Genomic DNA, 12,844 nt, shown 5'->3' with positions numbered 1-12,844 from the left:
TTCAAGCGGTGGAGCGCCTCCTTGGTAAGGAGGAGGGTGTGGGTTCGAGTCCCACCGCCTGCTCCAATATATTAAAAAGTTTTATAAAGAGGGTTTAAAACCCTCTTTTTATTTTTTATCATACAAATTATGGCAATTTTGTTGTATAATTGTAAGCTATTAAGGAATAAATTAAATTCTTCTTAGGGGGAGAAGTTGTGGGAGCAGCTTTTGTATTCTTCTTACTAAGCTTTCTTTTGGGAATAGTAATGGGCAGTAATGACGCTGGTAATATACTCGGACCAACAGTAGCAAATGGTGTTTTTAAACAAAGAAAAGCGCTTATTGTATCATCAATTTTTGTGATTGCTGGCGCCATGCTTGGTGGATTACCCGGAATGAGGGTTGCTTCAAGCCTTGTAAAAACAAGTATAGCTGAGGCAATAATAATAAATTTATCGGTAATCTCTGTAACAATATACTTTTTACTAAATAAATTGCCAATCTCTATGACCCAGGTGATAGTGGGAGCAAATGTAGGAATTGGAATTGTAACAAAAGAATTAGATCCCAAAATTCTCTTGGGGATCGTTTTTGCTTGGTTCCTTACACCAGTAATATCTTATACAGTAAGTTTTGCTTTTTTTAAAACCTTTTCTATTATATTCAAACGCATTAAAAATCTGCAATCTCGAAACATCTTGCTAATGATAATGTTATGGGGATTTACTATTTATGGTTCTTACTCTTTAGGCGCCAACAATGCTGGAAAGATTACTGGAATACTTTATAACAAAGGAATAAATGTCTATTTCCTTCTATTTTTTAGTGGAATAACATTAGCCTTAGGCATTTTTCTTTTTGGAAAAAGAACTATATACACTGTAGGTAAAGAATTGATACCTCTTGATAGTTTTTCTTCAATGGTTTGTATTTTTTCTTCCTCTTTCTCAATTTGGTTCTTTTCTCAATTTGGTCTTCCAGTATCTTCAGCTCATGCCATTGTCGGAAGTATTCTTGGTTCGGGAACAGCACGTGGAACGAAAATAGTTAACAAAAATATATTCCAAAAAATAGTTTTTTCTTGGATCGAAGCACCTATACTAAGTGGGCTTTTTTCAGCTTTACTACTTTTAATTTATAGACTTTTGTGGTAAAATACATTTGTAAATAAATAAAATACTTTGGAGGTGTTTGTTTAATGGAGCTAAAGAACTTTATAAGAGATATACCCGATTTCCCACAAAAGGGGGTTATGTTCAGAGATATAACACCACTTGTGAAAAACCCAGAAGCTTTTAAGTACGCTATTGATACTATAGCGGAAGAATTAGGAAAGTATGATTTTGATCTTATCGTATGCCCAGAAGCGCGTGGATTCATAATCGCAGCCCCACTGGCTTACAAATTAGATAAAGGACTAGTACCTGTAAGAAAGCCTGGAAAACTTCCATATAAAACAATAAGTGATGTTTATGAATTAGAATATGGTAAAGCCGAACTACATATGCACGAGGATGCAATTCAACCAAATCAAAAAGTAGTAATAATTGATGATGTGCTTGCAACAGGTGGAACGGCAATGGCACTTAAGAGATTAGTTGAAAAAGCTGGTGGAATTGTTGTCGCGTCTGCTTTTCTTATAGAATTAACTTATCTTAACCCAAGGAATATAATCAAAGACTTACCAATAATCGCACCTATTAAATACTAAAGCATGTCTTCTATCGAAATATTTAGGAGGTGTTCAAATGATAAAATTCGACTTTACATACACTCTCTCAGACAATGTAGCAAATGGTCTTACTTATGAAGAAATTAATTCCTTTGAGCAACAAATTACAAATTTTTTGACGAGGTTTGATGAAAACAAACCTGGTTTTGTTAATGCTGTACTTACGAGAAAATGGGTTGATTCAGTTAACGAATTAAGTGATTTCATTTTTACTTTTGACAATATAGTTGTACTTGGTATAGGAGGTTCTGCTTTAGGAAATATAGCAATCCAAAATGCTTTAAGGCCATTCAATTGGAATTCTTTAAGTTCTGAAGAGAGAAATGGTTATTTAAGAGTATTCGTTGTAGACAATGTAGATCCAGATTACTTATCATCTGTTCTGGATTGTATAAATCCAAAAACAACATTATTCAACATCATATCTAAATCCGGAACAACAGCAGAGCCGATGGCGAATTACTTAATCGTAAGAAGCATACTTGAAACTCACGGCTTAGACCCAAAGGAACACTTGATTTTTACAACTGACCCTGAAAAAGGAGTATTAAGAAGGATAGGACGCGAAGAAGGTATAAGGATGTTAGAAATTCCATCTGATGTGGGTGGACGTTTTAGCGTCTTAACACCTGTTGGCCTTTTATCCGCAAAAGCAGCTGGTTTAGATATTGAAGAACTCATAATAGGCGCGAGAGAGGCCTATGAAAGAACAATAAAAAGCCAGTTATGGGAAAATCCCGCCGCACTTCTTGCTACAATTCATTACCTACATTACAAAAAAGGTAGAAATATCTCTGTAATGATGGCTTATTCAAATAAACTTTATTATCTTGCCGATTGGTACAGACAATTGTGGGCAGAAAGCTTGGGAAAAATGTACGACAACGAAGGCAATAGAGTTAACGTAGGTCAAACGCCTGTGAAAGCTTTAGGCGCTGTTGACCAACACTCTCAAGTTCAATTATACAACGAAGGACCAGATGACAAAATAATAACATTCCTAAGAACGGAAAAATTTGATAGAGAGATAACTATACCAAAATTGCACGAAAATGAACCAGAACTCGCATATCTTGGTGGAAAGAAACTTTCAACATTGCTTAATAGTGAACAAATAGGTACCCAACTTGCACTTGCAAAGCATGGTCGTCCATCGTTGACCGTTTCTTTCCCACAAATTGATGAATATCATATCGGTCAATTCTTCATGTATTATGAACTTGCAACTGCAATAACTGGTGAATTGTTCAATATCAATCCTTACGATCAACCGGGCGTTGAACTAGGAAAGAAGATAACTTATGCGCTCATGGGTAGAGCAGGCTTCGAAGAGTTCAACTACACCCAAAACGTTCAAAAGCGAGTTGAAATAGAATGATGCAAGAATATGTTGACATACTTAAAAAAATTTTTGATCCAGTTGCTATATTCCTTAAAGATGAAGAATTCATTGTAGTTGTAAAGGATGAGATAGATATAAACAAAAAAGTTAAAGAGCTCTATGAATCTTTTGATGATGAGTTGAGCATCATGTTACTCACAAAGCAAGAATACGAAAGCATGGAAAATAAAGACTTAGGGATGAAGATAATTTAATCGTATGATAATCTGTATTACTGGGAAAATCGGTACTGGAAAGAGTACAGTATCAAAGTTTTTTGAAAACCGTGGTTTTGTCCACATCAATGTGGATAAATTAGGGCATAAAGCTTTTGAAGAAATGAAAGAAGATATTTTGAAAGCATTCGGCACAATCGATAGAAAAAGAGTTGGAGAAATAGTTTTTAGGGATAAAAATAAATTATCATTGCTTGAATCTATCCTGCATCCAAAAATGAAAGAATTGTTAATGGAAGAAATAAAAAAATATAATGGCAGAGATATAGTAATCGAAGCAGCTATAAAAAGAAGGTTGAAGATAAATTGTTGCGATATCGTTATAACGGTTGTCTCAACACCGAATAAGATAAAAGAAAGATTACGTGAAAGATACTCGGAGGATTTAATAGACGAAATTTTGAAAAATCAAGAAGACATAATAGAAGAGGGAATAGTAATTGAAAATATAGGAACGATCGAAGAATTGGAAGCAAAACTAAATAAAGTATGGGAAGAATGTATAGAAAACAAAAGATAAAGTGGGAATTAAATTCCCACTTTATCTTTTTGTATCTATTGAATTAACTTTGGAAAATACTACATTCGCTAGAACACCAAATGATATAGATATAAGCATACTAAATAATCCAAAAAGCGCACTGCCTTTTGCTACAACAGTTGACAGTATTTGAAACGTTTGAAAGTTTTTAAAAACAGAGAAAACAATCACTTGGAGTAAGAAAAAAGAAAAAATAGGAGAAATAACTGAGATTATAAGAAAATCTCTTAATCTAAAAGAAAAACCTAAGAGAAAAGAAAAAATGGCAAGAAGAATTTCAGGTGGAAAACCTACTGAAAAATTCTCAAAAATTCGATAAAAACTCCCGTAAGATATTACAAATCCCATTAAAATTACTATCATTGCCTCTCGGATACCTCTTAATACTTTCTCTGATAACTGCTTTTTTACCATTTTCCCCTCACCTCATATTAAAAACTCATCTATAACTATTTTAACATGAATTTATGGTAAAATAGTAAAAATGAAGATTTGTTTTCAGAAAATAAGCGGAGGCGATAACATGATTTTTGATCCAAAGGACGAAATTATCCGCATAGAAAAATTTATTAAACGTACAATAGAGACTTATAATTTTAAAGGAGCAGTAATTGGTGTAAGCGGTGGAGTTGATTCAGCGGTAGTTTTAGCTTTACTTACCAGAACAATTGAAAAGGAAAATATATTTGCACTCATATTACCAGAAAGGGACAGTTCTAAAGAGAGCGTAAGAGACGCTAAGTTAGTTTGCAACCATTTTGGAGTAAATTACAAAATATTTTCGATAACAGGTGCCTTAAGAAAATTAGGCGCTTATTCACTTTTTCCACCAGCTTTATTCATACCTGAAAGTATAAAGATAAGTTATTCCAAAAAAAGATGGGAAAGATATCAAGACCCATATATAATGGATCTAAAAAATGAGGGTGATGAACTTTTTCTAAAAGGCTTGGCATACTATAGAATCAAACACAGAGTAAGGATGTGTAAATTATATATGGAAGCTGAGAAACGTGGTTATTGTGTAGTTGGCACAACAAATAAAACAGAATTAGCACTCGGACTTTACGTCAAATGGGGCGATGATGCGGTTGATATCGAACCAATAAAACACTTGTATAAAACGCAAGTTTTTGAACTTGCTAAACATCTTGGAGTACCAGAAAAAATAATCAACAAAAAACCAACTCCCGACCTGATACCTGGCATAAATGATGAAGATGCATTCGGAATAGAGTATTCTAAACTTGACAAAATATTGTTTAGTATAGAAAGTAACGAAGGAAAAGTTGAAGATATAGACGAAAAACTTTTATCAAAAGTAAAGGAAATTATGAGGTTCACAAAGATAAGAGAATTAAAAGGCTTAGGAATTGATGATATTTCAAATCAAAAAGATCGGTGGTGAGAGTGTGATTACAAGAAAAATATGCGAATCATTAGTAAAAATTTTCGAAGTAGATAAGAATATCCCAGAGATAAATGAAATCGCAGATGAAATCGCACAATTTGTAGGTGTAAACAAAATATCGATTGCCATATACGAAGAGAATAAATCACTTTTTAGAGTACTTTTCACAAATCTTCTTCCAGCCTATTCAAAAATCCCCTACAGTCTTGTTGACGAAAGAGATTCATTTTCTAAAACATCCATAATGGATCTCGACAACCTATACCTTTACAAATTGAAAAATACGAATTCAGGAAAAATCATTGGCCTTGTTTTAACTGATAGCATCCCATCGAAAATGCCAAATTTTAATGAACTTAGTGACTTTTTATCGTTTGTCCTAAACTTTATACCAGGATACGAGAAATCGAAAAAATATCTTGAAAAATACAGGTCACTATGGATGTTAACAAATATATTTGAAGGCAGCGAATCAGTTGATGAATTAATTGAAAGTTTTTTGAAGGTGATGACCCAAATATTAGACGCCGAAGTATCATATATAATTAATTTCCCAGAGGATAGAAACGCAAATAGTAAAATAAATGTTAAAAAGTTCCAATACTCTAATGATATTATCGAAAAATTTGAATTGGATTTTTCTGATTTAGATGAGAATGTCTACAGATATTTTAAGGGTTCAGAAAAAATTATCTACAAACCTATCGGTTTGGAGCATATACTTAAAATTGACAACGTTCTCTCTGTTCTTATATTTAACTCTCAAATTGGTTTATTTATCTTTGCAAATAAGAAAGAACCAAAATCTTATGCGCTTTATAAAGCTTTTGACTCAATGGATCTTGAAATAGCTAAAGATTCTATAAACAGATTATTCCTTGCTAAAGGGAGAATAGAATTTGAAAAGAGGTTAAAAGAGGAATTAGATAAACTTCGCCAATTACAGGCAAATTATGAAACACTTATAGAAGAACAGAAAGAGCAAATAAGAAAGATGAATGCCGTTCACTATATAAGTCAGGCGATTAGAACAATGTACAGCGTTAAAAATGTCTATAAGACTCTATTGCTTGGTTTAACTTCTGGCAGACTTCTTGGATATAACCGTGCTTTATTTCTGGCTTACGATGAAAAGAAAGACATACTCATAGGAAAAATGTGGCTTGGTCCTGAAAGTGAAAGTGTAGAAGACGATTGGCGGAAAGCTAATCAACGTGCTATGAGGTATTCTGATGTTGTACAGTACCTTAGAGAAGAATCAATGCTTTTAGAATTCGATAACAAACTAACTAAAATGATAGAAGGTAGAGTTTTTCCATATAAAGCCCACCCAATCCTTGAAAAAAGCGTGTTAAGGAAGAAAATATTTGTTGCAAATGAAAAAATAATAAACACAATGGGGATGGAAGCAATAGATCTTGTAAATTTACTCGGGACAAAAGAATTTGCCGTTATACCTCTTGCTGGAAGAGAGGAAACGTTTGGTGTTATAATCATAGACAATTATTACACAAAAAAACCTATAAAGGAAAATGAAATAGAAATATTAAAAATTCTCTCTGATAGTGCAAGCTTGGCTGTAGAAACAGCTATAAATTACGAAGATTTGAGAAACAAAACTTTATCCCTTGAACGTCAAAAAAGTCTTACAGAATATTTGCGTGAATTTTCAGATTCGGTACTTCAAAACATGTCATCCGCAATAATCGTATTAGACCGGGAAGGGAAAATAACAGAGTGGAACAAAAAAGCGGAAATTTACTTTGGAAGGCCAAAAGAACAGATGACAGGGATTGATCTAAAAGCACTTGGAACAGAATTTGAGGACATCGAAGAAATGGCATTCCAAAGTATGAAGATAAAGGAAGAAATAACCCTAAGTAATTATCTGATCCAAGTAGGTGGGAGTGAGAGATTTTACGATATAAGAATAACTCCATTTTGGGATACGGAAAAAATCATGTTAAGGGGTGTAATAATTACACTTGATGACGTTACAGATAGAGTGAATCTCGAGAAAGAAAGGAAGAAACAAGAAAAGCTTGCAGCACTTGGTGAAATGGCAGCACGTGTTGCCCATGAACTTAGAAACCCAATCTCTGTACTTGGTGGATTTATAAAGAGACTTGAAAAAAACATCGATAATCCTGAATCTGGCAAAAAATACGTTAATATAATTAAAGAAGAAATATTAAGGCTTGAGCAGATAGTAAATGAAATATTAGATTTTAGTCGTGAACCTAGAGCTTTGGAGTTTACAACGTTCAATATAAACAAACTTATCAACGATGTGTACATATTGCATGAAGACAAAATGCGTGAAAAGAACATATTGTTTTCACTCGAAACTGAATCGGAAGAAATCATCGTTTACGCCGAATATTCCAGAATAAAGCAGGTAATTATTAACCTTCTTCAAAATGCAATTGAAGCTACGCCAAATAATGGTAAAATATTAGTGGAAACAAAAACAAAATTTGATAGAGTTGTTGTGTCTGTATGGAACGAGGGTACACCTATCGATAAGGATACCGCCGATAAACTTTTTGCACCTTTCTTTACAACCAAAGTTCACGGAACGGGTTTAGGATTGGCAATATGCAAAAAAATAGTTGAAGATGAGCATAAAGGTAAAATTTATCATGAAGCTACAGAAGATGGTAATAGATTTACGATAGAAATCCCAAAAGAAATGCCTAAAGAAATTTCTTAAAATAATAAAGATAGGAGGAAATAAGTATGATGGAAATAATGTTAAAAGCAAAGATTCACATGGCAACGGTAACTGAAAAAGAGATAGAATACGAAGGAAGTATAGGAATAGATGAAGAATTATTGGAACTGAGTGGCATAAAAATTAACGAGATGGTTCTTATCTCAGATGTTAACAACGGTAACAGATTTATTACATATGTCATTCCAGAACCACGTGGGAGTAGAAAGATTTCTTTGAATGGTGCTGCCGCGAGACTCGTTGAAAAAGGTGATAAAATAATAATTATGGCATTTGGATTGTATTCCAAAGATGAGTACAAAAGCCCCAAAATTTTGATTATGAATTCCGATAACACGGTTAAAGAAATAAGATAAACAAATAAATTAAATCCAATAATCTGAAAAGAAATTTGAGGGATATTCTTTCAAGGGGGATAAAAATGGACATAAATATTACCGTTTCCTCTGATAAAATGGAAGCTTATCTTACTGTTAATAGTGTTTTCCCAGACGAAACAATAACATTGGAATCACTAATCGAAGAAATACGAAATGCAAAAATTGTCCACGGCATCGATTATGATGCATTAAGGTCTTTTTGCCAAAACCCTACTATTGGTGTACAACTGTTATTTGCACACGGGGATAAACCAAAAGATGGTGAAGATGGTAGAGTTGTCTTTGAATTTAAAGAAACGAGCTCAGCTCAAACAATTTTGTCTGGAAATAAAGTTGATTTTAGAGAATTTCCTGTTCAAAAAAGAATAATTGTAAAAAAAGGACAAAAAATAGCATCAATTTTCCCACCTACGGAAGGAATCCCAGGAAGGAATGTATATGGCGAACCTGTTCCAGCAAAGAAAGGAAATGAAGCGAAGATTGTACTTGGAAAGAACGTTTCATTAAGTGAAGATGGTAGGCATATCATCTCAACAACAGACGGAATATTAAAAGTTGACCCAGAAAAAAACATAATAGAAGTTAGTGAATATTTAGAAATTGAAGGTGATGTTGATTATAGTACAGGAAACATAGATTTCCCTGGATCTGTATTTGTTAAAGGAGATGTTAAACCAGGATTCGTGATAAGGGCAAAGGGTGATATAGAAATTAACGGTGTTGTTGAGGCATCAAGTATAATATCATTAGAAGGTAACGTTAAAATCAGTGGGGCAAAAGGTAAGGACAAAGGTCTGATAAAAGCAAAAAAAGATGTCTATTTAAAGTACGCAGAGTCAACAATCATAGAATGTGAAAACTTATTTTTTGAGCACGAATTATTAAATTGTACGGTCAGGGTCACTAACTCAATTGTAGGAAAAGGTAGAAATTCATCAATCATCGGTGGTGAATACATCGCATCAAACCTTATAGAAGCAGACGAGATAGGTTCTGATATGGGTATAAAAACTTACTTAGAAGTTGGTGTTAATCCATACGTTAGAGAGGAAATAAAATTGTTAAAAGCTCAAATCGAAATAGACAAAAGCAGCATCCAAAAATTGTTGAATATATTAAAACAATATAAAGAACTTAAAGATAAAAAAGTGCAAATTCCACCCGAAAGAGAAGAACAATTTTCAAAAGCTGCAAAGTCACTCATCAACTTGAAAGAGCAACTTGAAAAAAATATAGTGAAACTTCACGAATTAGAAAACAGAGTTTCAAAAATTACTTTCGACTCAAAGATAATTGCTAGGAAATTATTGCATGCTGGTGTAGAGGTATTAATACATAATGCAAGGTTTTATCCAACAGTTGATTTACCAAAAGCTGTTCTTAAATTTGAAAATGGTCAAATTGTAGCTGGTGGGTATAGTGAAAAATGATTTCAAAAGAATCGGAGGTATTATTAGATGAGCAAAATAAAGATTTTACCCGAATTTCGAGCTATGGTTTGGGGAAACCAAGAACTAAATAGTATTTTCAATATAAATTCAAAAGAACCAATTGGGGAAATATGGCTACTATCCGGTCATCATTTGTACGAGAATAAGCTTGACACAGGTGAGACGGTAAATGAATTTGGAAAAAAGATTTACAATGGAAAATACAAAAGATTTCCAATACTTATAAAACTTGTTTCAACAAGTAAATGGTTAAGCGTTCAAGTTCATCCAGATGACGAATTTGCTCAAAAAATAGAAAATGAACCATGGGGCAAGAGTGAAGCTTGGTACTTTCTTACCGATGGAGAATTCGCAATATGTGAAAATGTAGACGCATTAGAAAAATTAGCTAAGAAAAATGAACTTGAGAAATTACCTGAAATACTTAAATTTGTAAAAGTTAAGCAAGGTACCTTTGTAAATATACCAGCAGGTACCGTTCACGCACTTGGGCCGAATAGCACAGTAATAGAAGTTCAGCAAAGTTCGGACCTAACGTACAGAATTTACGATTGGGGAAGACCAAGAGAAACTCACCTTGAAAAAGCTTTAAAAGTTGCAAAAAGCATAAAAGTTGATGATATCGTTTTCGAAAATGTTACAAATCTTTCTTCAAAGTATTTCACCATGGAGATTTTCAAAACAAAAAATAGCTCTTCAAGTCTTTCTTTACCTATCATTAAAATACCAACAAAAATAGATAAAAATTTCTGTGCGTCTATTTCATATGAAAAAGAATTTGAGCAGGGGCAAATATACGTCTACAATTTTTTATAAAACAAAAAGCAGGCTTAAAAGCCTGCTTTTTTGTTAATTTAACTTTTATTCTTCTTTTAGTTTTTTAGATAGTAAATCAACGATATTTCTCACTGTAAGAATCTTTTCAACCTCTTCATCTTCAATCTTAACTCCAAACTCGTCTTCAAAAACCATCACAAGATCGAAAGCATCAAGTGAATCAGCGCCAAGATCCTCAATAAGATGACTATCTTCATCAATGTCTTCAATAGGTACGTTCAGTTTTTCTGAAATAATTTCCGCAACTTTTTTAAAGAGTTCTTCTCTATCCACAACTGTCAACCTCCTTACAGTTAAATCTTATTAAGTTCAAAACAATAATGCTGATAATAAGATTAAAATTAAAATTACTTACTTTGAATTATTCTAAACACCTTTAACCGATTTGTCAATATATAAAATATCACTTATTATAATTTATTTTAATCTCTTTAACAAGACTATCAATAAAATCAAAAGCTTTCTGCCAAAAATCACTCTTTGATATATCTATTCCCACCTTTGATAGTAACTCATTTGGTGAAAGACTCCCTCCACTTTCGAGCAAGCTAAGATATTTTTTCGTAAATGACTTTCCTTCTTCCAAGTATTTCTGGTACAACGCAATAACTAGACAATGAGCAAAGTTATAAGAATAAACATAAAACGGTGTCTCAAAGAAGTGTGAAATCATTGCCCATTCATTTTTGTACCACTGCGGTATTTCAACAACCTCTCCGAAAGTTTTTCTCAACTCTTCGTAATATATATCGTTCAGCTCTTTCCAATCTGCGTACCCTGAGTTGCTTATCAAATCATGAGAGCGAATTTCAAAATTTGTAAAGAAATTTTGCCTAAACGTAGTAGCAAACGTATCTTCTATTTTTGACGAAATAAGAGCCAACCTTTCTTCTTTATCTAATTTTCCTTTTAAATAATCAAACACTAAAAATTCGCCAAAAACAGATGCTAATTCTGCCAAAGTAAGCGGCGTATCGTAGTTAAAATATGTTTGTTTCTTTGATAACGTACCATGTAAACCATGTCCCAATTCGTGTGCAAGTGTCATTATATCATACATATCACCGTTAAAATTCGTCAATACGTATGCTGGTAACTTCGTTGTAGAGTATATACAATAAGCTCCTCCAATTTTCCCTTCTCTTGGGTATAAATCTATCCTGGAATCGTCAAAAAATGATTTTACAATATCACCTGCTTTATTGCTAAACGAATAATACGCATCAAGTATAATTTCCTTTGCTTCGTCAAATGAAAATTTCCTTGCTTTTGTTGTTATTGGAGCGTATATATCAGCAAGTGTTAGTTTCTCGTTCATAACTTCGGATTTCCATTTGTAATATTCTCTAAGTATATTAACATTTTCATTTGTTGTTTCAATTAAAGAATCAACAACGTCGTCACTTACTTCATTTTCAAAATTTCTCATCGAAATTGGTCGAGCAAATTTTCTTATCTTGCTCTCTAAATCGTAATCTTTAACCACGAGATTATATACTTCCGTTATAACCAATGAATCCTCTTGAAATCTTTTTAAGAATGTCTTCATCGCTTTTTTTCTCAAATCACTATTTGTTGAACGTCTCAAAGCCTTTACTTCTTCCGGTGTAAGAACCTTTATTTCACCATCTATTTCTATTTTAAACTTGTAAGAACTTTCTAATTTATTGTGTATCTTCGATATCGCTTCCCTTCTTGAAATAGATGTAAGAGCTAGCACTTGCTCAGCTTCTTTTGAAAGTAAGTGTTTTTTCCTCTTTTCAATAATCTCTATAAAATGCCTATAATTTGGTGCTATCTTTTTCAACTCTTGAATATCTTTTTTGCTCAGTTTTGAAAGACGCACTTCAAATTTTGCAAAATATTCTCCAACGTTAGATTCCAAGCTTTGAATGGTACCGAGTAATTTTTGACTCTCTTTTTCCTTAGTGTTTACAGAATACCGCATCCATGCGTATTGAATTGATTTTGAGAAATTATCAGTAGAATCTTCTATCTCCCTGATTAATTGATGTATTCTATTTAAATCTTTTACCTTTTCAAGCTCATCAACAAGTGAGCCTATGAGTTTAGAATATCTCTTAGCGTTTTCTATAGCTTCTTCGTCTGATTGGAATATAGCTTTAAAATCCCACTGCAAGTCGACCCCTCCCGTCCAA

13 protein-coding genes are annotated in these 12,844 nt (G+C 33.1%); 10 read left to right on the top strand and 3 right to left on the bottom strand.

The features are described 5' to 3' along the window. The first annotated feature begins 197 nt into the window (after positions 1–197). From AS161_RS09190 to coaE, 5 genes are read left to right on the top strand one after another with little or no spacing between them, the layout of a single operon-like run. Entirely contained in the window at positions 198–1,136 is a 939-nt protein-coding gene (locus AS161_RS09190; protein WP_164542589.1) for an inorganic phosphate transporter, read from the top strand. A 44-nt stretch (positions 1,137–1,180) separates the two neighbouring features. Beyond that, on the top strand, positions 1,181–1,693 hold the full coding sequence (locus AS161_RS09185) for an adenine phosphoribosyltransferase (RefSeq protein ID WP_011994041.1): 513 nt from the start codon (positions 1,181–1,183) through the stop codon (positions 1,691–1,693). Between the two features lie 37 nt (positions 1,694–1,730). Beyond that, entirely contained in the window at positions 1,731–3,092 is a 1,362-nt protein-coding gene (locus AS161_RS09180) for a glucose-6-phosphate isomerase (protein ID WP_164542588.1), read from the top strand. Beyond that, positions 3,089–3,310 (top strand): hypothetical protein, encoded by a 222-nt coding sequence (locus AS161_RS09175; RefSeq protein ID WP_164542587.1) that lies wholly within the window; start codon positions 3,089–3,091, stop codon positions 3,308–3,310. The genes AS161_RS09180 and AS161_RS09175 overlap by 4 nt, the downstream gene beginning before the upstream one ends. Before the next feature lie 4 nt (positions 3,311–3,314). Next, positions 3,315–3,851, top strand: a complete 537-nt coding sequence (coaE, locus tag AS161_RS09170) for a dephospho-CoA kinase (protein WP_164542586.1) — start codon at positions 3,315–3,317, stop codon at positions 3,849–3,851. Between the two features lie 21 nt (positions 3,852–3,872). Here the strand turns inward: coaE and AS161_RS09165 are convergent, their stop codons facing one another. Beyond that, positions 3,873–4,286 (bottom strand): hypothetical protein, encoded by a 414-nt coding sequence (locus AS161_RS09165; RefSeq protein WP_164542585.1) that lies wholly within the window; start codon positions 4,284–4,286, stop codon positions 3,873–3,875. A 109-nt stretch (positions 4,287–4,395) separates the two neighbouring features. Here AS161_RS09165 and nadE point away from each other — a divergent pair, with 109 nt between their 5' ends. From nadE to AS161_RS09140, 5 genes are all read left to right on the top strand, one after another. Further along, the gene (nadE, locus tag AS161_RS09160; RefSeq protein WP_164542584.1) at positions 4,396–5,280 is read left to right on the top strand and encodes an NAD(+) synthase; all 885 of its coding nucleotides are present in this window, start codon (positions 4,396–4,398) and stop codon (positions 5,278–5,280) included. A 4-nt stretch (positions 5,281–5,284) separates the two neighbouring features. Beyond that, positions 5,285–7,996 (top strand): sensor histidine kinase, encoded by a 2,712-nt coding sequence (locus tag AS161_RS09155; protein ID WP_164542583.1) that lies wholly within the window; start codon positions 5,285–5,287, stop codon positions 7,994–7,996. A gap of 26 nt (positions 7,997–8,022) precedes the next feature. Then, complete coding sequence (panD, locus tag AS161_RS09150; protein ID WP_011994048.1) at positions 8,023–8,373, top strand: aspartate 1-decarboxylase; 351 nt, start codon at positions 8,023–8,025, stop codon at positions 8,371–8,373. 65 nt (positions 8,374–8,438) lie between these two features. Further along, on the top strand, positions 8,439–9,827 hold the full coding sequence (locus AS161_RS09145) for a FapA family protein (protein ID WP_164542582.1): 1,389 nt from the start codon (positions 8,439–8,441) through the stop codon (positions 9,825–9,827). 27 nt (positions 9,828–9,854) lie between these two features. Then, a complete protein-coding gene (locus AS161_RS09140) occupies positions 9,855–10,664 on the top strand; it encodes a type I phosphomannose isomerase catalytic subunit (protein ID WP_164542581.1) in 810 nt (269 codons plus the stop codon). Between the two features lie 45 nt (positions 10,665–10,709). Here the strand turns inward: AS161_RS09140 and acpP are convergent, their stop codons facing one another. Both acpP and AS161_RS09130 read right to left on the bottom strand, forming a co-directional pair. Beyond that, positions 10,710–10,967, bottom strand: a complete 258-nt coding sequence (acpP, locus tag AS161_RS09135; RefSeq protein ID WP_202965507.1) for an acyl carrier protein — start codon at positions 10,965–10,967, stop codon at positions 10,710–10,712. 121 nt (positions 10,968–11,088) lie between these two features. Beyond that, positions 11,089–12,825, bottom strand: coding sequence for a M3 family oligoendopeptidase (locus AS161_RS09130; RefSeq protein ID WP_164542580.1), 1,737 nt, complete (start codon positions 12,823–12,825; stop codon positions 11,089–11,091). Positions 12,826–12,844: the final 19 nt, after the last annotated feature.

The sequence above is a fragment of the Fervidobacterium sp. 2310opik-2 genome, assembly GCF_011057735.1.
Lineage (GTDB): Bacteria > Thermotogota > Thermotogae > Thermotogales > Fervidobacteriaceae > Fervidobacterium > Fervidobacterium nodosum.
Note: the sequence above shows the minus strand (reverse complement) of the source record. Positions and strands in the feature narration are given on the sequence as shown.